This is a genomic window from Cohnella abietis (genome assembly GCF_004295585.1).
GTDB lineage: Bacteria > Bacillota > Bacilli > Paenibacillales > Paenibacillaceae > Cohnella > Cohnella abietis.
In genome coordinates this window covers 3,283,161-3,305,170 of the sequence record NZ_AP019400.1, presented here as the reverse complement: position 1 = coordinate 3,305,170, position 22,010 = coordinate 3,283,161, and the positions used below count along the sequence as shown (strand labels likewise).

Sequence of the window (22,010 nt, the reverse complement as noted above, 5' to 3'; positions counted from 1 at the left end):
GCTTATTATTATAAGCTAACATCCAATCTGCTCTGTTACCGGACTGTGATATCTGATCTGACCACTTAAATATCAAATCCACTGCTCCCATGGACATATTCTCACTGAGCGATCGTTTCCATATAAACGACCCTTCCCATGATAAAAATTGTACCGAAAGGCGGCGCACATGGATGTTAGGTAATAACTCACATAATGTTCTTGTTCTTTACTCCTCAGCGTGATAGAATGCCGCTAAATGATGGTAGATTATAAAACTTAGAGAATGATTAGGAGAGAACGACATGAAGAGAAAATGGCTTTCCCTTACACTGGTCTTGGTATTATGCCTTGGCTTAACCGTTCCGGTAATGGCGAGCGGCACAGGTACGGTGAACAGCCCGACCGCCGTGAGCGCAGGTAGTGATCATAGCGGCGTAATCGATGCGAACGGTTCCCTTTGGATGTGGGGAGCTAACACTTTTGGACAATTGGGCAACGGGGGTCGCGGTAACGCTCAAACAAAAGGTGATTTCGTCTATCAAACCGTTCCGATAAAAGTGTTAGATAATGTGGTTTCTGTCAGTTCTGGTGGGAAAAACACTGCTGCGATCAAGACTGATGGCTCCCTCTGGATGTGGGGGGAGAACTACAACGGGCAGCTGGGTAACGGCTCCAAAAAGGATTCTTTAGTCCCTGTTAAGGTGATGGACAAAGTCGCTGCTGTTAGTCTCGGAGGAAGTTCTCTCACTTCTGGCTATACTGCCGCTATCAAAACGGATGGTTCCCTCTGGATGTGGGGAGCTAATGACTACGGACAGTTAGGCAAGGGGAAACCTGGAGATTCTGCAGTTCCAATCAAGGTGATGGACAATGTGGCTTCCGTTAGTCTCAGCGGATTCCGCCACGTTGCCGCCATCAAGACCGATGGCACTCTGTGGATGTGGGGACGTAACGGACAAGGACAGTTGGGTAACGGCTCCTTAAAGGATTCCTCAGTCCCTATTAAGGTGATGGACAATGTGACCACTGTTAGCTTAGGCTCAATTCACACCGCCGTAGTTAAGACAGATGGCACTCTGTGGACGTGGGGAGATAACAGAGTAGGGGAGTTAGGTAACGGCTCCTTAGAGATAAAGGAATCCTCAGTCCCTATTAAGGTAATGGACAATGTGGCCACCGTTAGCTTGGGCGGAAGTCACACCGCCGCCGTCAAGACAGACGGCTCCCTGTGGTTGTTCGGAGACAATCAAAGCGGACAGTTAGGCAACGGTTACACCGGAGACCGGACAAGAAATCAGGGTTATGGGGATTTTCCAGTGCAGACCATTCCTATCAAATTGATGGATGGCGTGGCATCCATTAGCAGTGGCAGCCTCCATACCATTATCGTCAAAACGGATGGCTCCGTCTGGTTGGGTGGTCGTAGCAGCTACGGCAACTTGGGAACAGTGACAGGCAACGGTGTGGATATATATAACTTTTCCATGCAGACCATCCCTGTGAAGCTTTCCAAGTTGACGGCAAGGTTGAAACCTCCCACCGCTTTTTATGACGTTGCCGCCAACGCTTACTATACCACCTCCATAATATGGGCAATCAAAGAAGGCATTACCACCGGCACCAGCGCAACCACATTTTCCCCGAACCAGGTAAGCACTACGGGGGAAATACTGACGATGCTCTGGAAAGCCCAGAACTCTCCTGAGCCTACAATCAGCAATCCTTTTTCTGATGTTAGGGAAAGTAATTACTATTATAAGGCTGCATTGTGGGCCTATGAAAAGGGTCTTGTCTCTGGTTCCACGTTTAGGGCAAATGCTCCCTCTACCCGAAGCATGACTGTGACCTACTTATGGAAGCTTACGGGTAAGCCCGACGCTGGGACAAGCGAATTTGCCGATGTACCCAGTAGTGCGGAGTATGCTCAAGCTGTGACCTGGGCAGTTAGCAAAGGGATCACCAGCGGCACGGACAGCAATACATTTTCCCCAAATATGACTTGTACACGTGGACAAATCGTGACATTTCTCTATAGGAATTTTGCCCAATAATTCTCATTGACATCATTCTATGAATCTGAGATTGTAAATTTTACAATTCTATACTTCTTTGGCCGGGGCCATGAAACAAACCGACAATGGGAGCCTGGTGCTTCCTAGGTTTATACAAGCCACGATAAAAGCGAATCATTTCGATGATGAGCGCCAGTTAAAAAACCTGTTTTCATGGGCTTTTTAATGGGCGCTCTTTTTGTGTTCTTTTTTTGCTTTAACTCAATTACCTTGTCACACCAATCAATTACTTCTTTCTTGCTCCAGATGCCACAACCAAGCCCAAGAATATAAATATAAGTTAGAGATGTTAGGGAACTTAGCTTGTCCCGAAGCCTGAATTTAGGTGTTGTGCGAAGGATTAGAATTTAAAATATCAAGAATTCTTCTTTAGATTCTTTACCAAACTCTAATAATTTTATGTAAATGATTCTCTTATTATTATTCTTAAATTGCCCCAAGGATATTTGAAATGCTTTTGAATATCCTTCTTCTAACCTCCAACTATAACCATTCCATCTTCCAGTTATTTTTTGGTGATCTGAAGCTACTATTTTCCCACTATACGAAAATTCTCCTAGATCAGCGTTAATAGAGTTCTTGGCTAAATTAATAGCAAAATTTTTCAGCACGCTAGAATTGGAAATCATAAAATTAAGATTCTTATTTTCTGATTGAATGTCTATGGTAGTTTCCCCGATTTTAATTAACTTCATATGGTCATTCAGATTCAGAATGAAAGAATATTCTTCTTCTGTTATTCCGAGCCTTGAATCATATGAAAATTCTGCGCCTTTTTTTAAACTCTGCAGCGTGGTCAAATACCATTCTTCATTGTTTTTAATACTATCTTGCATTTTTAACGTTATTTGATTAGCTCTTTCGTTTATATTACCAGGCAACCCTATCGTCATTATTTCAGCTGGATAACTATCTTCTACAAACATGCTTTTAATTACGTCTGATATAGCAGTCTGTTCAGAATTTATTGTGTTATTTACACCGGTGGGTGTTAACGGTTGGTTGTCAGGAGTATTTTTACTACTGCACGCTACCACAAAAAACAAAAAAATTAAAACAATTATCTGTTTGATTTGCATATAATAGTCCCCTTATACTTTGATACTGAATATTAATCTTTCGCATAACGTTCATGTATTCACGACGTACAACCCCCTTAAGGTCCGAAGGGCCGGCAGCGATGCGGTTAGGGAGTTGGATTCCACTTTATCTTTATAAATAAATCGCTGATTGAAATATCTGTTTTACAAGTCGTATCTCCTATGCTCTGTATGATGGCGAATACGATTCTCTAATATGTCTAAGGTTTCATCGATATTAACTCCATCATCATATTGAAGAACCTCTATATAATGATGCACGATCCCTGACCCCAATAGTAAATTTTCACCATTGTCTCTAACATGACCCCTATCACGTAATCGTTGAACAGAAGCTACAATAGATTGCTCATCTATTTCCTCATTAATTAACCCTTTTATTTTATCTTGTATGTTCTTTAAGCTTACTTGCAATTTATTCTGGAAACGAAGTTTTAACATACACAGTGTTACTAACGCATCTTTCCTATTCTCGTCCATCATCTCAGCCCCTAAATTGAGTAAAATAATGGTAACCGTTCATTTTGACTTAAATATCATTTCTTGTTTATCAAAATATACATTCTTATTTGTTCTCCTTATATTCAGTAATCGTTCGTATTCAGAAAATGTTCTTTCCATCCAACCAACTGAAATTTCTCTCAATTGTTTTAATGAGTATTCAAATGCTACTTTTCTTGTATCATCATTTAATTCATAGGAGAAAATATTTAAGCTCTTTCTGTTCTTTAACTCATACTCAAAACCGTTATGAATACAAAGACGTTCAAATACAATGTACAAAAATTCTTCTTTATCTTTACTTGAGTAATAATATGTTCTTGAAGCCCTGTCATAAGAAAATAAGATATAGCCTTCAAGAACTGAGTAATCAACACAAAGTTCACCGCAGTCTAAACCTCGACCACAACGTAGATATTGCTCATCAAATCTAATATTATGATTCTTTGCGATGCTTTCTATTTCTTTATAGATGATATGTCTATTCATCATACACCCACTTATTTGACGTCATTAAAGTACTTAGGGAATTACACATAACGTATTATTTACGAACCTCTGAAACTTTCTAGACTTGGTATTATTCATGATCCCAAAAAACACCTTCATCTATAATATCATTTTATGGAAAATTATTGGTGAAAATATCGACTAGCTCTAGTACGAATAACCCCTAAAACCAAAGGTCTTAGAGGTCATATCACTATATTCACACCCAACAACTCTCCCAAACTTCTAATAACAAAATTTTTCGCCTTCACTTATGGTAAGATTCAGCTTAACGTGTCTACCGGCGAAAAGTCTGCCGCGGCGCTTTGCCCCCAGCCTTACTAGCTTATTACCAGAACCGCCGCGAGTAGATGGTCTACCGGGTTAAACTAATCACCATTCATAAAAATTATCCTCGATCAGCACCTCGAATGAATCGGCTACTAACTTGATTTCCCCGGTATCGTGATAACAGATGAAAACCTTCCCTGACTGATTGATGATAATCGGATCGCCGGACCCATCCATAGAAATGACATAACTGGTCCGTAAAACCTCTGCGAAGGGAAGTTCCTTGAATTGCTCTCGGAACCCCAACGTCAAATCAACAACCGTTTCATTTCCGAGACTAGAGCCATTAGAGAATGCATATACCGCAAGACCTGCATATGCTCCGCCAAACGTCCTTATAAAATGTAAGTAATACTCATGAAAGTTTACATTCAGCTGTTGCTGTGCCTTAGCAATTTCCTCTTCGCTCGCCGGAATGCCTACTAATGTACTATTATCCTCCCGATGAAGGAATATCTTTAATCTCTCCATTAACGCATCCTTCATAAGTTAATCTCCTTTGTATATTTGCTCCTCTACTAATGTGACTTAATAGGAGCTGCTCCATTTTTGAAAACCTAACTGTAATAATGAATTTTGAATTTCTTGGTCTACTTTACTATTGGCAGTCGCAAATTCGACTATAGATAATGAACTTGGAAGTACTTGATGGATAAAGGAATCATAATCGATTGCCGTTTTATATATGCGAAGCTTGCGCAGCGAAGGCAATTGCTCCAATCCAGTCAAACGAGTTAAGCCTTTGCAATTCGAAATGGTTAGCTCCTCCAGAGTTTTCATTTCCCGATCAATACCGATTTCATTCAGTTGGATTTGATCCTCGATCACAAGACTCGTTAGCGCTCGGAAGCTCGTAATATTGGTCAGGTCATGAAAACCTCGAACTCTACAAATCTCCAGATGGTCGATTTCATTCTCTTCGATTTCTTGAAGATGTTCCCGACCTCCTAGCAGAATGCGAAGATGCTTCAACCTCTTCAGTCGATTAATAAAAGTTAGCGGTAATTTACTAATCGAATGCAGCGAGAGATAATTCAAGTCCTCCAGATCACCTATAGCATCCATATTTTTTACCTTACCCCCGACATGCAAGTGTTGCAGATGAGAGAACTCTTTAAAATTTTGCAGGTTAAGGACCTTTTTTTCCGAGAAAATAGTTAAATCTCTTAAAGAGTACAGCGAGTCTATTCCTAAAATATTTGAATTCTCCAGCTCGTATATGCCTAGGTGCAAACTGTGCAAATTTTTCAGCGTGGCCAATGCTTCTATATGATGTGCCTGGGTAAGACTGTTGAGATGCAGCGTTTTGACATGAGGAATCCGCAAAAGCGTATGCCCATCGAACGAGAGAGAGTAGTGCCCGTAGAAACGAACTCCGAAATTTTCATCCAAACGAGTGCAAAGCTCATCCACTTCCTCCAAAATGGAGGAGCCATAAAAGTCTGGATGAGAGAACTGGATAATCACTTGGTTACCGTTGTTCAAATCCTGCTCGATCTGATCTCGATTCAGCACAACGGGATTGTCGATCAAAACCCTACTTTTCCACTTTTTGCGCATTTGAAAACCCTCCTAGTCCAGTCTATGGGGTTTCCAGCTTTCTTCTGCACCATGGCCAGGAAACCATTTTAGAGCGGAGGTCGTTTTTAGTTTTTCTTCCAAACGCTCATATATGAGTTCGACCCTCACTACATAGATACAATTTTTTTCTTAACATCACAAAGTGCAAGACGACCTTTCTAATTGTTCCAATTGTACGTCATACAATGCCATTTTGTAGTTGATTCTTCCTAAGGTTTTAATTAACTGAAGCATTTGTTCCTCGACTTTTACTTTGTGATTGTTCATTATCTCTTTTCGCCTTTGTAGAGTACTATCCCCTTCTTTATATAAATCTACGTATAGTTTTAGTTCGGCTAAAGGTATTCCAGTCGAACGCAGCGCTAAAATTGTTTCTATCCACTCAATACTTGACTCGTCATACATTCGGATTCCTTGTTCAGTTCGTTCTGCATAAGGCAGGACTCCCTGTTTTTCATAGAAACGTAGTGTATGAGCTGTTATCCCTGTTCTTGTTGAAATATCCTTAACGGTATAGGCCATTTATTTATCACACTCCTTAATAGTTATAGTTACTCTAACATATTGTACACTTTTTATCTGTTTATTTAACAATAATGGCCTATTTGACTTAGACAATACTTTAACAGATATGATTATAAAGAATCCAAAACAAGGATCAGGAAAGGGAGGTGAAGAACTATGAGCAGTAATAAGATTTGGTTTGTAACCGGTGCTTCCAAGGGAATGGGATTGACACTAGTCAGAAAGCTATTAGAGCAAGGATATAAAGTAGCTGCAACCTCAAGAACCAAAGCTGACTTGGAAAAAGCAGTCGGAAGCCATGATCGATTTCTTGCTATAAACCTCGACTTATCAGATGAGAAAGACGTCCAAAAAGCTATTTCTGCAACAATTGAACATTTTGGCGGGCTTGATGTCGTCGTCAATAATGCCGGTTATGGTCAAATTGGATTTATTGAGGAGGTATCGGATGAATTAGTCCGTAAAAACTTTGAGATTAATGTGTTTGGTACACTTAACGTTTTGCGGCAAGCACTCCCTCAATTACGAAAGCAAAAGTCTGGGCATATTATTAACTTCTCTTCCGTAGGTGGTTTTTATGGTTTTGCGGGAGGCGGTATTTATGGAGCAACTAAATTTGCCGTAGATGGGATTAGTGAGGCACTGTCTCAAGAGCTTCAGCCATTCGGAATCCATGTAACTGCCATTAAACCAGGGTATTTTCGCACAAATTTCCTATCCGAGGGCTCAATTAGTGGAACTACTACAAACCTAATTGACGATTATAAAACCATGCGGGATGGACAGGAAGCTTTTCTGAAAGATTTTGATAAGAACCAACCAGGTGATCCAGAAAAAGCAATGGATCTATTGATCAAAGTAACAGAATCAGAGCATCCACCCTTACATCTTTTCCTTGGACAGGATGCCTATGATGTAGCTAACAATAAAATCGTAAATGTTCAAAAAGATTTGACTGAATGGGAAACTCTTGGTACATCTACAGATTTCATTTGATTAACAAAATATTAATTCTAGGAGATAAAATAGATGAGGTCAGAACCTATACAAAAAAGGACGCTTGGACGTGAGGGATTAGAGGTTTCAGCATTAGGTCTTGGAACCATGATGATGCCGAATAACGAGGAATCGGTTCGCGTGATTCATGAGGCGCTGGATATCGGCGTCACTATGTTTGACACTGCGGATATTTATGGTGAATTTTCGCAGCAGCGGTTTGGAGAAAACGAAGAGCTGGTAGGGCGGGCACTTAAGTATAGACGGGATAAAGCGGTGATTGCCACGAAATTTGGAGTAACGCATACCCAGGGGCCCAAAGGTGATCGGGCGTATATCAAAAAATCCGTGGATGCTAGCTTATACCATCTCGGATTAGATTACATTGATCTCTATTATCAACACCGCTATGATCCGAACACCCCTATTGAAGAAACCATTGGAACGATGGCCGACTTGGTCAAAGATGGGAAAATACGTTATATCGGTCTATCCGAAGCACCTGCTGATATCATCCGTCGTGCGCACACCATTCATCCCATAACTGCAGTGGAAACGGAGTATTCTTTATGGAGTAGAGAAGTGGAAGATGAAGTACTTCCGGTTCTCAAAGAATTGGGAATTGGTTTTGTACCTTATAGCCCGCTAGGACGGGGATTCCTGACTGGACAAATTAAAAAGTTCGAGGATTTGGCAGAGGATGATTATAGGCGGCATTATGAACGCTTTCAAGGCGATAACTTCATTAAAAATGTGGAGGTCGCAGCGCTGATTGAAGAGATGGCTTCAAAAAAAATGTGTACATCTGCTCAACTTGCATTGGCGTGGCTTCTCGCCCAAGGAGACTTCATTGTGCCAATCCCTGGTACAAAGCGAATAGACCGGGTGAAGGAGAATCTTGGCGCTCTGCAGGTTCAACTTACTCCAGCGGATTTTGAAGAAATTGAACGTATCTCTCCAAAAGGCTTCGCTGCCGGGGGGCGTTTCTAAATTTACATTAGTCATTCATACATTAACTTTGCTTATCAAAAAAACTCCTACTAGGAGTTTTTTGATTTTGAGTCGCCAATTAAGCCCCGCCAACAAATAGAAAAAAACATGGGAGAGGACGAACACCACTTTTTACAATGCGGAATATACAAATAAATAGGCATCTATACCAATCAGACTTATTCTGTTGAAATCGGAATAGGCACAAAGGGGTGTATCGGGTTGGCATTAAAATCATCTCACTATTTTGCTCACGGCAACACTGCGCACGGAGCTCATTTCTTGTTTAAATCCGCATTTGAAGGGTTGAACAAGATATTGGTCCTTACGGGGCCCCAAGGTACAGGGAAATCGACGGTCATTCAAAGCTTGGCGGATAGCCTGCTGGATAAAGGCTTTCATGTGCAATACTTCCACTCCCCTCTCCGTCCCGATGAACTGGATGGCATCATTTTAACGGAATTGAAGGTTGGTATTGTCGACGGGCGAGTCTGCAAGGGGATTTCGGATAGCGGGGCCGGTGAAATCGTCTATATCGATTTCAAGGAAGCGTTTGATAACAGTCTTCTTTTACCGGAACATTTCATAACGATAGAAGATCTTAGAGGTAAGCTCGAGAGCGCCTATTCAAAAACGTATGAGACTTTCGCAACTGCATTGAAAATTCATGACGAGTGGGAAAAATATTATATCGAGAACATGGATTTCTCGAAGGCCGACCAAATTGCGCAGGAGCTGATTCAAGAATTATACCCCGATCACGAAAGCGATACGCCAACCGCTCCGCGTCACTTGTTTTTCGGAGCTGCAACTCCCAAGGGAGCATTCGATTTTATTCAAAGCTTAACCGTTCAGCTGGAAAGACGGATTTTCATCAAAGGAAGGGCGGGATCTGGCAAATCGACTCTGCTGAAAAAGCTTGCCGCCGCTGCCGAAAAGAACGGGATCGAAGTTCAAGTGTTTCATTGCGGGTTTGATCCGAACAGTCTTGATATGTTGATATTCCCGAAGCTTGGAACAGCTATCTTCGACAGTACCGCCCCACATGAATACTTTCCAGATCGGGACGGGGATGAGATCCTAGATATGTATGCACGGGCTATAGCTCCTGGAACAGATGAAGCTCATGCTGCCGAAATAGCCGGTATCAAAGCACGCTATTCCGCAAAAATGAAAGAGGCCACCTCCCATCTGGCGGAAGCCGAATCCATCGATTCTCAAATCAAGGCCTACTATGTTGCGGCCACAGATTATTCGGTCGTTGAGAAACTCCATTTGCAATTACAATCCGAATTGAATGAACTGATCGGCTCAATAATTCAGCTTTCAAAATAAAATATCTATCCAAAAGCGTTCTATCTTAGATGGGGCTCAGCAATCTAATGCAAGTTGAGCCCCGAATGGGATTGGTGCTTCTTCCACTTCTCGCATGTCCTTCTGTATCTAGCAGTATAGTACCCGCTTGGGAAATCGGTTCCATTCTCATCCGTGATCAGCATCATATATGGCTTAATCCATGATTTGGTGCTTGCTTTCGTTGATCTAAACCTGAAAGAAGTTCTGCCTAGCAAGTACCTTCTTCTTGAAACATAATCAAAATGGATTACCTCTATCACTCCTCAGACCTCTAATCACTTCTTGTTACCATTTTTATCGCCGTCACTTATGATAAGGTTCAACTTCCCCCAACCCCCTATGCCGAACCGGGTGCAAATACCCGAAGCGTAAATATTATGTTAGAAGAAGGACTTCGCTTCATTGAATATATCCACACTAATTAACTAACTTAACATTTTAATGAGGTCGCTTAATTTACTTTCTTTTAGAATGTTATTTACATAGTTTTTATCCAAATCCTTACCATTATTGCTTAAAAAGTAACAACATTGATTATGGTCCTTATCAAGCACAAATACATGAGGATACCCTTTGAGCTTTAATGTATATAGTGAAAATGCTGCTGACTTCTCCAAATATGAATCAGGAAAAATGGGACTCACTAAAATAATAATATTTAGGTACAAAGATTCATTAGCGATTTGATATACAAACTCATTAAGTTTTTTGAGCACTTTTGCATACGCCGCTCTCATTTCTAATGGAGAGGTTATAGGCAAAATACTATTTTTCAAATCGATAAATAGCTGATACTCATCTGATTGAGTTTTTTTAATTTTATGTTCTACGTTTAAGATTGATTCGGGGCTTCTCAAATATAATTCTAATAGATTTACGGCATGAGCTAATTTCTCAGTACCTTCAAATACCTTGTCACAGTTCTCTAGAATATTATCTATGAATTGCTTATCTATATCATCTTGATTGTAACCCAAACGTTTCATTTCTGGATAAACCATAATATGATGATGGAAGCTATTGTTGATCGATCCAATAATATTGTGAAAGTAAGGATTAATCTGTATCATACTATAGCTTTGAATATACGGATTTCCCAACAAATATGATTTCGCATGAAGCAATTCATGAATAAATACTTCTACTCTATTGATTACAGAAGGTCGAATTTCAATTTGTATAATCTTTTTTTCAGGATTAAAACTTGAAACACCTAATTCACTTGAAGATTTTTCTTCTTCTAAAGTTGAGAATATTATTTCAATCCCCTTTTGTTCAGCTATTTCAACCACATCTTTATATAATGAAAGACTTGATATATCCTCATTGAGTATCATAATATTACCTCCAATCATCGTTGTCTTTTCATTTATCTACAATTTTTGGTCTAACATCTTTTTCGCAAACTTTAGTAAACTTTATAAATTTGCTTTACCTACGGTATTTCGACAAAATGATTGAAGTCCCCTGCTAAATCGGTGCCTCTCTGATAAAGATATGCAAGTTTTCGTGATGTTTCAACATATTGGATATTTATGAGAGTTCAAGTTGATCACCAGATAGGGCTCCGAGTAAAACCAAAGGAGCGATCAAGTATATCTAATCGCTCCCTTGGTTTGAGACTACACAGTCCTTACTATTGTGCTGCATAATTGAAGACTAACCGAAACTTCTACTCTCCGCTTTACCACTATTTGTGATACGGTTCTCCGTAACATCTGTAGAGCGAAATCAAAAGGCACCTAAATATGAAGTTACCCCCCGTCTAATTATGACGAATATATACACCATTTGCGGTATACAGGTATTCATTATATAATCCCTGACTGCCGTAAGGTATCGTAATTTTATTATTTACAATCGATACCTTTCCTTGAGTTTGTTCAAATAATTCTTGTCGGAAAGGGTTTACTTTCTCTTTGTTTCTAATTTTCGTATAAGAAAAAACCCAAACACCCCCTTTGATTATTCCGTCCGATGCAACGATGACGATTTCCGAATTTCCATCTCCATTTAAATCGGTTGTCATAGCTTGAATGCTTATTTTTCCGATCTCTACATCTTCTAACAGACCGTAATCTGATGTCTCATTTATTGGTAACGAAACAGCAGCCTCTTCTCCATCAAAAACAACTAAAAACTTCATTCCATTAGGGTTATTTCGTCCCATATATAGCATTGCCTTCTGACCACTAAGAACTAAAGGCAGCTCAGCATTTTTATCTTGCATAGATGCGTTCCACTCTACGATTGCGCCTTTACTTTTTAGAAATGGGGAAACAGTTACAGTGGTCCCAGTAGTAGGCCGTTCCTCACTATCTTCCCCCCGGTCCATTAAAATTCCGTTTTTCACGTATTGAAAGGCACGTGCCATTTCTTGTACAGAAACAAAACGTTCATCAATGTCTGCGGCTAAACCCTTCAACAGGAATTTTTTCACATTCTGATTCTTACTATAGATTCCATTCCCATGTTTTCTACCACAAAGTATAAAATTTACAACCTGAGCAAGCGCGTAAATCTCATGTCGAACTTCGTAGTTTGCAAATCCCACTTTTGTCAAGTCTGGGTCGTTAAGAGAGCCCTTTACGCTCGAATCCATACTCGTTAAAGAGCTTTCAGGAATTTTTACAAGACCGAAATCAGAAATTTTAAGAACAATCCACGTTTTATCGAAGTGGTGAATCAAAATATTATGGTAACTAATGTCCCGATGCAATATTTCCTTTTCGTGGATATAAATAAAAGCACTAAAAAGTTGGCCTATAAGCTTAAGTCTATCTTTCATAACCAACTTAGTGTTATTGTCACGTATATAATCAGCCAACGTCCCTCCGTTAGCATACTCGAGGGTATATTCATTTTTTTCGTTATTGTAATTATAGGCTTCAATAATATAGGGCGAATTCAGCTTGCGCGTGATCTCGTACTCGTTCTTAAAGCGTTGTAATTCCTTTGTAGATAAATCAGCTTTTGCACGTTTCAAAGCAAACCACCGATTATAATGGGGGTCTTTATATTTGAATACCTGGGCGTAAGATCCACCACCAGTTAACCTCGTTTGAAACGCTTCTTTACCTGGTGAACTCTTCACCTCCACGACGTTCATAATATTAAATATAGCTCGATGCTCAATCAGTTCAATCATCGGAAAATCCGCAGGGATAGTACTGCCTCCACTCTTACTCAAGAAAGAGCTGCATCTAACTATCAAGTCCATGTAGTTTTGATCCAATTCAAAGGCAGCTAATGACTTTTTCAAATTTGCTTGAAGCTTCTGACAAGCCTCAATAACATCAATCAGTTCTCTGCTAGGATCCGCATTGAAATGTCCACCGTATCCAGGTGAAAGCTTTTGATTTATGAAAGCAAATGAGTTATTAAATATGGCATGAAACAGAGGGAATATTTGCTTGAGATTCTCGCTTTCAATACCCTCGTAGTAATCGTCGAAGAGGGCAGATGCATCTTTCATATTTGAAAACTGAGCGTTGATCTTGCGGGCTAGTACACGTAAATACTCATCAATTTCATGTGCTGGAATTGCCATAGTATCGACCCCACAAATGAATTTATCCTTGCTTGCTCCTTTTGCAAACTTAAAAAATTTGTCAAGAAATACAAGTCGTAGCCCCTAATAAAAATGTCCTCTCTTGATAGCAACCAAGTCTGCTTACCCTGTTTGATTTTTTTGTGAATGGCTGCTCTGACGTCCCAGAGTACATAATTCTTCTAATAATCTCGCTCACTTTTGAATGTTCTAATTCTAAGTGTCTTATTAATATTTGTTGTCAGGAAGTTTGATATCCAACTCTCTTCTACCCCTTCCCCTGCTTCTTGATCCTCTTCTATCTCTTCATCCGCTTCTTGATTCTCTTCTATCTCTTCCTCTGCTTCTTGATTCTCTTCTATCTCTTCCTCTGCTTCTTGATTCTCTTCTATCTCTTCCTCTGCTTCTTGATTCTCTTCTATCTCTTCCTCTGCTTCTTGATTCTCTTCTATCTCTTCCTTTATATTTAACTCTAATAGATTCAATATTTCTTCAAATAATCCGTTGTCAAATGAGAACGCATACTCTTCGATAACCTCTAATAAAATCTCTTTTGCAGATAAAACTGTAACTTTTGATTTATATTGGTCCATACATATTGAAATCATGGATTTCTTTAGATACTCCAAAACTATTGAATAATTTGGATTAATAAAAGAAATATTATACCTTGAGAGTTGCTCGAAAAATTTATCATCTTTTATAAAATCTGTATTCTTATCTCTACCTATCCAACCTTGGATGCAACACTCATATGTAAAGAGCCAACTACTCTCATAAAGACTCTCCTGAGTTAATAGACTCTCATAGAACGAAAAATCTAAAGACCCATCTAAAAGCTCCTTAGAATGTAAAATCATCACAAGTATATTTATCAGTGCATTATCATTTTTCAACAAGAGATTACTTGCATCTTCAACAATACGTATATTAAGTTTACTAGCGAAGCTAAGAGCCCATGACACCTCAAACTCATTTTTTAGTTCTATATTATCTTTAATAAGTGCATTTATAAAGTCTGTGAGTTTATCCATATTAATAGGGTATCCTCTATACTTATAACCTTCAATAATTTCAAAAACGGTTGGAATTATTGATGAATCTACAAGAATTGATTGCAAAACTAAAGATTCAAATAAATCCCAATTTTCCCTATTAATTATAATTTTCCTGAGATTTTTTATTGCATAATTTAATATTCCTTTTTCACTAGTTTCAATCTTAAACTTAAATGCTTTCCCAAAATATTCTTTCAAGTCATCTCTCTGAACAACTGTAGCAATTTGCTTGTTATCTTTTGTATATCTAAATTTAAATTTTCTGAAATAATATAGCCATTCTGGTTCTAGCCCCTGGGGAATTTTTATAATTACCGTCTTCTCCTTATTCAAAACTAATTCATACCTTTGTAAAACTTTATGTAACACATTAAGTGCTTTCTCTGCTTCTTCAGAAGAACTAAAATAGTATTCCATATCATCCGTATATCTAAAACCTCTTAAACTGTCACCGATTTCCCTCATAAATTCATTATCAATAGCGGTACCAACTATCTCTTGAATTATCAATGAGGTTACAGGACCAATAGGTATGCCGATAGTTTGTCCATCCTGCATATTTCTAACTAATGTATCTATTTTATTGCCAATTAAATTATCATCTTTTGTATTTGATTTAGCTACTTCTTTAGTATGTAATGCCCACGGAATCGAATGAGTATAAATACTTGGGTAGTATCTTGTGATATCAGCCTTCAAGATATATTTTCTTGTCACAAGATTAGTTAGTCTTCTATTAATTTTTTCTTCCATTTTAAATTTTGGTTTTATAGGTTCACTATCATATACACTGGGAGTAGTCAATGAATACTGTGATTTATTAAAATGATCATTTAGTTTGTCCCAATTTTCTTCCAGCAGCCTAGCTAATAATATATAATGTAGCGGATGTGCAACTGAGATTGTTCTTCGAAAATTATCAGTTTTAGGGTATGAAAAGTCTATTAACTTACTCCATTTATTAAGCCCCTTTTTTGTTAGTTTTTCTTTTGATAAGTCAAACGTGTTAACATGCCCACCTATATCAAGAGAAGTAAATTCTTTTGGTATTTCTTTGGGAAAATATCCTTGTGAAATTATTTTCTCTGCTATTCCAATTACAACCGACATAATCTCACGTCCAATTTTATTTATAGTCTATCTTATTTATGATATATCTCATCATTCAGCATTCGATCTAAAACTATAACAAGAGGGTGCATATCAGGTACCTTATTAAACTAACTATTCGTTAGAGCTAATTTATACGTTCTCACAAAGAAGGTAACTACTGAGGAACATTCTTGAGGCTATCCACACCTATATTATCTTTAATAGTGCTTTAAATACCTTAAGCCACTAACCTTACCATTTCGCCCTATTTGTGATAAGGCTCAGCTTAACGGGGCTATCGGCGAAAATTGTGAAAATAGCTGCCGCGGTGCGTATTGCCCAACCTTCCAAGGGGGCATTATCAAACCCATAATAATGCACGAAAGCCGCCGAAGAAAATCGGTGGCCCGAACGAACTTGGTTAAACTATCATTCTCCATTAGTTGAATATCATTAAGGATGTTCTTGTCTTTGAACAACTATTCAATGCCTAACGCTCGTCTCAACTCTTCCAGTATTCTGAGTGCTTCCAGTCGTTCGTGTGGTTCCATCATATTGTCTTTTACCCTAAGATCAAGTTGAGAACGAATGATGTCTAAATAACTTCTTGGTGTATAGGAACCGGCCAGGGTGAAAAAATTATCGTAGTAACCAGTAATCAATTGGGATAATTGATCAACTTTTACACGTTGATCATCCGTAAGCTCCGTTCGGCCTTCTTCGTATTGGGAAGGGGATATGACGTATTTATCCTCGAGTTTATTTATCTTTGGTTTCGAATCTCGTTTAGCCATTGGAACTCCTCCTCAAATTAGGTTCTTGGTTTTAACGTAGTCGTAGTATAGCCGCCGGATTTCCTCTTCAATTTGTTGCAGCAGGTAGCAGTTGAATTAACCGATTTAGCTCGCCACTTATAAAAAGCATGATGATTAGTACAAAGACTATGTCCGTTTTAATCAATGAGTTTATCGACTGAATTCGTTTGTTTGCAATGATCTTAAAGATTAGAAAGAAGTAAAACAACTGGTAGCATATCATCATGACCAGCCCGACGATTTGAAATGTTAAAAAGAGTGCCGCTGATTGATTGTCCTTATGTAATTGCCATAATGTCTTGGGAGCATCCTTAACTTCAATACTTGTAAATTTGTTTACTGCAATATCCAACTTATCAGGTGAGTAAATCGGATGGTTGATTAAAATAACCATCCCAAAGACAAACAGCCAAAAGATCAGCAAATAATATTTATATCCATTGGAGATCGATTCTTTGAAATAAGCGACAAGAACCGCAGTTAGTACGCCCACAATCATTACTCCAGTGGCAATCTCAATAATCATCGATTTATATTTGATGTAAAAGAATATTGCTACCCCAAACACAGCGAGCGCACCGAAACCTAATGCTATAGCCTTCCCCATTTCATAATTCTCGCTGTTAGCGGTCGAAGGGTGATTCGTGGTGTGATGATGATGCTCATGGTGTTCGTGAAGCTCGTATGTGGTTTTTCGTTTATCAACGTTTTTTGTTGTATTAAAGCTGTCGGTGATATTGCTGTTGTGACTATTTTTGTGTATTGTTTTCGTCTTGTTAACTGTCACAAACAATCCTACACAAGTGATAATAATTCCGATAATACTTAGCCACGTGCTTAAATCCATAGTGCGCCTCCACTTTCATTTATAGTTTCTGTGTTGGGCTATAGGATACTAAAAGATCAGAATCCACTTCGCACTTGTTGCCCATTCCAACAAGAATTTGTATCTTAATTGCTTGTTTCTATAAGGAACTTTTCGACACATAATGATAAATTCCTCCAATTTAATACACTCTGTGGTATATAATGCTGGTTTTTAGCAACATCACTCAATGTTATCCCCACCTAATGTTGTATTATCAATGAGGAAATTCCCCTCTCCGATCATAGCGATATTGTCAATGAACGAAGCATTCACAGAATGAGGAGAAACAAGCTTCATAACCTATAAAAGTATCTGATTTTCTTCAAGGAATTGATCTATTTTTACATCCAATTCGTAATATGTATTTAAGTCTTGAAGATCTTTTTTTAGAATAAATCCTAATCTTCTTAGCACAAGCATTTCCGAATCAACATAGTATTTCATATCAATTTTAAATTTCTTGCACGTTTCAATAATTATATGGTTTTGTCCATCTTTGAATCCCCATCGAAACTGGAGAGCCTTCATTTTCTTTTTTACATTTATAAACGATTCTTGACTTGTTAGTAATTCCACAACTTGTGAAACCAGAAAAAACATAAACTTATCAGTTTCAATATCATCGGTTTGAATTATCTTACAGTACTCCGTTTCCTTCGGAGGGAACCCCATTTTGTTATGCATATAGAACCATAACGCTACTAACCTTAATAAATCTTCGAGCATTGAAAGATCTATTGGGGTTGGCTCGTAGAATATTTCTTGGAATACTGGTGTTAGATATTCTTCTTCATAATCACTTCCTCGCTTTTTATTACATGTTTCGCAAAGTAATCGAATATTGCGTTCATCAGACGAACCACCCTTAGACCAAGGAATTATGTGATCAAAGTTTATTTCTTCAAACCCCACATTTTTTCCACACTCTTGACAAACTTGATTATCCCTCCTGAAGACTTTGAATTTAACTGGTTGGGGTATATTTCTCGTAATATTCCGAATTTTTTTGGTTTCTGTAAATGGTTCAGCAACGATAAACACTGGGCATACATGTCCAAAAACTCTACAACGATATTCCTCGTTTTCAGTTATAGGAAAGCTTTCGACAAGCGACCCGTAAGGACAGTAGTTTAACTCCCAACAAGGCTTACATATCGCATTTATGCGATCATTTCTTACTCTTTTTTTCCAAGTTTGAAATGCCTCATCCATTCTATTCCCCACTAATACCCCTCCTACACTAAATTCGAGACATCTTCATCTATCTTCTATAACGTTCCCGCATTATAATGTATCCGAGATCCTTTATACCTCCGACTGGGGCAGCTATACGCAAGTTTACGAACATATAGCCTTTTTTTATACCATATTATACCACGGATATAAAAAAACAATATCAAGCCTATTGTGCAATAACCCCTTAGAATACATCTCTAAGGGGTTAAATATATCTAGGTACCTCTTCACCCTCCCTCCCTCAACATCCTAATTTCACAGTCACCTATGGCACTATTACTCCGATTAAACTAATCGCCCGATAAACCTGCTCCGCCAGCACCAGCCGCATGAACTATGGCATCCTCATATCTGAAGTTGAAACCGGGACAAGGAGCGTCAGCTCCACAGCGTGAATACGGTATTATCTGCTATTCAGCCTTCTTGAGTTACTGAATTCCTAATCTTATTATTCATATATTGGAGCCATCTTTCATGAGAATTTATATACTCTTCCAGACCTTCGACTGTAACAATGTCAACTAAGTAAGATTTTCTATTATAGCTTGGAGAAGCATAATTTAAATTATATACAATATGATTAGAAGGATTGATTTCAATTTCGTTGTCAGAATTTAAGTAAGCTTCAAATAGCTTTCCACTCAAAATAACAACAGGTGTATAGAAGGCAATATCAAATGAACTATTGTTATAAGCTTCTTTATGATCTTCAGCTAATCTATGCTCTTCAATGGCTGACTTAACTGCTGAAAGAATAGCATTGTATATTTGGGGATGGCCATCCTTTGCTAAAGCTACATATTCATTTCAACCTATCTTAGTAGATTTACCAGGATATTTATTCATTATTTTGTTGTAACTCAAGATGGAGCTGTTAATATTATTGCGATGATTTAGTAATCCATATCCACCAGTATCAGTCCTCCGTCTGTTGGTAGTAAATATAACCCATGGTTTTTCAGATTTTTTTATTTCTACAGATAACATAGACCAACAACATATTGGGCCTGATTCCTCGTAATATTTATTAGTATGAACCTTTAAATCAATTTCCCGTCCCTTATGTTCATCTTGGTCAATGAAATATTGATTTTCACTACAACTCCACTTTCTTTTTTGGAAGATATTTACTACTTTCATTTCAGTTGGATATCCCGTTTTATTGATATCCTCAATGATTTTGTTAATGAGATCATCCATGAAATTTCCCCCTTGCCGAATTGCAGTTAACGTTCTATTCCCGGACTTCATGAGTACCAATACTATAGTCTTGTATCTGAAACCAATTACCAATCCCAGCATACCATAAATTGGAAGATAGTGGTCTTTTCTCTAGTAAAATGAACTAAAACCCCTGAAACTGAAGGTCCCAGAGGCTGTAAATTTCTTCATATCACGTACTTCTAAACTTTCCTCCATCTTGCTCACACCCAAATTTTCCGCCGTCACTTATGATATTGTTCCCCCCTATTAATCTTAAAAGCTCGGTAAACCTGCACAAGAAGCACCCGCATCAGCTGGTGTGGGTAGGTCATACGCCCAAACGACAGCTTATAGTCGGTAAGGGAGAGTACAACTGCAGATAGGCGAGCGAGTTCGGGTGCGATGGATGTACTTGATTTAACTTCGAGAAATCTCGAAGCCCGGGCATTCTATTTTTCATTCCCTTTTTTGAACGCCTTCTCCACCAAAGAATCCTGATCAAGCGCATTTTCCGACAATTGAGGCAAGTCCGATAGAGCAGACTCTTTCAACATATCATGCCGGATGAACGCCATTCTCCCTTGCTGTATAGCACCATCGCCTTGTCTTTGATACTTGCCAGCAGAAGAGCAAGGTCGTGATGACCCTTGAGAGAGAAGCCGTCCTCGTAATAATCGGTTTCGTCATAGGAGAGCGGATCATCCAGAATGAGTGCCTCTGGATTGTCAGCCCTCTTTCGAGTAGCTTTCGGCCATTTTTTCAAAGCGCATCATTTATTCAACCTCTACCCACTCTATCTCTTCTTCTTAATAGCCACAAAGCTGCGACAATAAATACCGCTCCTGCAACATAAAATAAAGCTTTACTAGCCTCACCTGTTTTAGGAAGCACGTTTATTCCTTTCTGTTCGATTTTCAGTTCAAGTGGTGCTGGCGTTGGCTCTTCTACCAGTTCTGGTTCGTCTGTTGATGTTGGCGTTGGCTCTTCTACGAGTTCTGGTTCTTCTGTTGGTGTTGGCGTTGGTGTTGGCTCTTCTACCAGTTCTGGTTCTTCTGATGGCGTCGGCGTCGGCGTCGGTGTTGGTGTCGGTGTCGGTGTTGGTGTTGGTGTCGGCGTTGGTGTCGGCGTTGGCGTTGGTGTTGGCGGCGGCGTCACGGGAATATTAAATTTCAATTGTACGTTTCTTTGCACATCCAATACATTGACTGCGACCGCACCTAAATCTTGAATGTCAGCAACATATGTCGCTGACGAAGCGAAGAACACATCTTTGACAGATTGACGCAGCTTATATTGGAGTCCAATATCTACATCCGAAGCCGTATCATCATAATCGCCGTTAGCGATTGTAATCGTGATCGTCCTACTGTCAAGACTTACATTATTGTATGTTGAATCAACTACAGTCGCATTTGGATATCTAGCCGCTGTAGGACTATCAAGCTGGACTAATGGTAAAATGACAGTTCCATCATAGTTCTTTTCTGTTGCTCTATAGGATACTGATACAACAAGGTTGTCATTCGCATCAATTGATAATTGCTGATCAAATACATCTACATCCGTTTCTGTATACGTTGACCCTATAGGATTTAAACTGATGTAGTAATTAAACAAATCCTCTCCCGCTGGTGTTGGCGGATAATGCTGAATACGCCAGTTAGCCAAAGTCGCTCCATTAGTGTAATGCCAAATGGCAAATTGCGTAGCCCAAAGTGACATCTTGTCGTCCAAACCAGTAATACCAGTGGCCAACTGTATGTCTGCAACACTTTTCGTGGGAAAACCATTGAGCAGGATCGCTCTTATCATATCCCCATTAATCGCCCTTCCATTAATGGAGTAGTTGTTAATTTCTTTAAGTGGAGAAAAGAACTCTTCACCGGTACGATAACCGGAAAGATATTTCGTAAGTGGATATTTTCTAGCCCTATCAAAGCAATAAGCTAAAATACCATCAGGTAAACCTGCTCCGTTCGGCCTTGTTTCATAAACTCCATTATTATATTCAGCTAAAACAATGATAGGGTACATTCGCACATCAGGATACCAATAATCTACGACCTCAAACTTCTCAACAACTGTAGGAGCTGCTTGGATGAATTGAAATGAGGTTGAACCTAGCAGAATAAACAAAAATACGGCTAGCTTCACTTTGATGTTTTTCATTTGACATCTCCTTCTATGATCGTAATAAAGAACAGAACACTTCTCGAGAGTGTTCTGTTCTTACTTAATCGGTTAT

19 protein-coding genes and 1 pseudogene are annotated in these 22,010 nt (G+C 38.8%); 4 read left to right on the top strand and 16 right to left on the bottom strand.

All coding sequences use genetic code 11. From position 1 onward, the window contains the following. Positions 1-284: 284 nt before the first annotated feature. Positions 285-2,033 (top strand): RCC1 domain-containing protein, encoded by a 1,749-nt coding sequence (locus KCTCHS21_RS14140; protein WP_130609241.1) that lies wholly within the window; start codon positions 285-287, stop codon positions 2,031-2,033. Between the two features lie 368 nt (positions 2,034-2,401). On the opposite strand, the gene KCTCHS21_RS14135 is transcribed toward KCTCHS21_RS14140, so the two are convergent. The 6 genes from KCTCHS21_RS14135 to KCTCHS21_RS14105 all read right to left on the bottom strand — a co-directional run bounded on the left by KCTCHS21_RS14135 (position 2,402) and on the right by KCTCHS21_RS14105 (position 6,598). Further along, complete coding sequence (locus KCTCHS21_RS14135) at positions 2,402-3,133, bottom strand: hypothetical protein (RefSeq protein ID WP_130609239.1); 732 nt, start codon at positions 3,131-3,133, stop codon at positions 2,402-2,404. Between the two features lie 165 nt (positions 3,134-3,298). After that, positions 3,299-3,595: a hypothetical protein gene (locus KCTCHS21_RS14130; protein WP_130609236.1), complete on the bottom strand. Its 297-nt coding sequence runs from the start codon at positions 3,593-3,595 to the stop codon at positions 3,299-3,301. Positions 3,596-3,673: 78 nt separating this feature from the next. Continuing rightward, the gene (locus KCTCHS21_RS14125; RefSeq protein WP_130609233.1) at positions 3,674-4,147 is read right to left on the bottom strand and encodes an Imm63 family immunity protein; all 474 of its coding nucleotides are present in this window, start codon (positions 4,145-4,147) and stop codon (positions 3,674-3,676) included. Between the two features lie 390 nt (positions 4,148-4,537). Next, positions 4,538-4,981 carry an SMI1/KNR4 family protein gene (locus KCTCHS21_RS14120; protein ID WP_130609230.1) on the bottom strand — a complete coding sequence of 148 codons (444 nt, stop codon included), beginning with the start codon at positions 4,979-4,981 and terminating at the stop codon, positions 4,538-4,540. Positions 4,982-5,023: 42 nt separating this feature from the next. Continuing rightward, positions 5,024-6,055, bottom strand: a complete 1,032-nt coding sequence (locus KCTCHS21_RS14115) for a leucine-rich repeat domain-containing protein (RefSeq protein WP_130609227.1) — start codon at positions 6,053-6,055, stop codon at positions 5,024-5,026. Between the two features lie 156 nt (positions 6,056-6,211). Beyond that, positions 6,212-6,598 carry a MerR family transcriptional regulator gene (locus KCTCHS21_RS14105; protein WP_130609225.1) on the bottom strand — a complete coding sequence of 129 codons (387 nt, stop codon included), beginning with the start codon at positions 6,596-6,598 and terminating at the stop codon, positions 6,212-6,214. 159 nt (positions 6,599-6,757) lie between these two features. Between KCTCHS21_RS14105 and KCTCHS21_RS14100 the strand changes: the two genes are divergently transcribed. The 3 genes from KCTCHS21_RS14100 to KCTCHS21_RS14090 all read left to right on the top strand — a co-directional run bounded on the left by KCTCHS21_RS14100 (position 6,758) and on the right by KCTCHS21_RS14090 (position 9,922). Then, entirely contained in the window at positions 6,758-7,597 is an 840-nt protein-coding gene (locus tag KCTCHS21_RS14100; RefSeq protein ID WP_130609222.1) for an oxidoreductase, read from the top strand. A 48-nt stretch (positions 7,598-7,645) separates the two neighbouring features. Further along, on the top strand, positions 7,646-8,587 hold the full coding sequence (locus tag KCTCHS21_RS14095; RefSeq protein ID WP_130616513.1) for an aldo/keto reductase: 942 nt from the start codon (positions 7,646-7,648) through the stop codon (positions 8,585-8,587). Between the two features lie 222 nt (positions 8,588-8,809). Beyond that, on the top strand, positions 8,810-9,922 hold the full coding sequence (locus tag KCTCHS21_RS14090; protein WP_130609219.1) for a PRK06851 family protein: 1,113 nt from the start codon (positions 8,810-8,812) through the stop codon (positions 9,920-9,922). A gap of 446 nt (positions 9,923-10,368) precedes the next feature. On the opposite strand, the gene KCTCHS21_RS14085 is transcribed toward KCTCHS21_RS14090, so the two are convergent. The 10 genes and pseudogenes from KCTCHS21_RS14085 to KCTCHS21_RS14040 all read right to left on the bottom strand — a co-directional run bounded on the left by KCTCHS21_RS14085 (position 10,369) and on the right by KCTCHS21_RS14040 (position 21,934). After that, positions 10,369-11,280: a hypothetical protein gene (locus tag KCTCHS21_RS14085; protein ID WP_130609216.1), complete on the bottom strand. Its 912-nt coding sequence runs from the start codon at positions 11,278-11,280 to the stop codon at positions 10,369-10,371. 428 nt (positions 11,281-11,708) lie between these two features. After that, positions 11,709-13,493: a protein kinase family protein gene (locus tag KCTCHS21_RS14080; protein WP_130609213.1), complete on the bottom strand. Its 1,785-nt coding sequence runs from the start codon at positions 13,491-13,493 to the stop codon at positions 11,709-11,711. Between the two features lie 182 nt (positions 13,494-13,675). Beyond that, on the bottom strand, positions 13,676-15,661 hold the full coding sequence (locus tag KCTCHS21_RS14075) for an RNA-directed DNA polymerase (RefSeq protein WP_130609210.1): 1,986 nt from the start codon (positions 15,659-15,661) through the stop codon (positions 13,676-13,678). Between the two features lie 461 nt (positions 15,662-16,122). Continuing rightward, the gene (locus KCTCHS21_RS14070) at positions 16,123-16,437 is read right to left on the bottom strand and encodes a hypothetical protein (RefSeq protein WP_130609207.1); all 315 of its coding nucleotides are present in this window, start codon (positions 16,435-16,437) and stop codon (positions 16,123-16,125) included. Positions 16,438-16,504: 67 nt separating this feature from the next. Next, complete coding sequence (locus KCTCHS21_RS14065) at positions 16,505-17,305, bottom strand: hypothetical protein (RefSeq protein ID WP_130609204.1); 801 nt, start codon at positions 17,303-17,305, stop codon at positions 16,505-16,507. A gap of 321 nt (positions 17,306-17,626) precedes the next feature. Continuing rightward, entirely contained in the window at positions 17,627-18,550 is a 924-nt protein-coding gene (locus KCTCHS21_RS14060; protein ID WP_197726523.1) for an HNH endonuclease, read from the bottom strand. An 819-nt stretch (positions 18,551-19,369) separates the two neighbouring features. Continuing rightward, complete coding sequence (locus KCTCHS21_RS14055; protein ID WP_130609200.1) at positions 19,370-19,762, bottom strand: hypothetical protein; 393 nt, start codon at positions 19,760-19,762, stop codon at positions 19,370-19,372. A gap of 245 nt (positions 19,763-20,007) precedes the next feature. After that, positions 20,008-20,148 (bottom strand): annotated as a pseudogene (locus KCTCHS21_RS14050) (23S rRNA (pseudouridine(1915)-N(3))-methyltransferase RlmH); the annotation flags it as partial. Between the two features lie 164 nt (positions 20,149-20,312). Continuing rightward, positions 20,313-20,528: a hypothetical protein gene (locus KCTCHS21_RS14045; protein ID WP_130609198.1), complete on the bottom strand. Its 216-nt coding sequence runs from the start codon at positions 20,526-20,528 to the stop codon at positions 20,313-20,315. Positions 20,529-20,542: 14 nt separating this feature from the next. Further along, a complete protein-coding gene (locus KCTCHS21_RS14040; RefSeq protein WP_130609195.1) occupies positions 20,543-21,934 on the bottom strand; it encodes a TQXA domain-containing protein in 1,392 nt (463 codons plus the stop codon). Between the last annotated feature and the right edge of the window lie 76 nt (positions 21,935-22,010).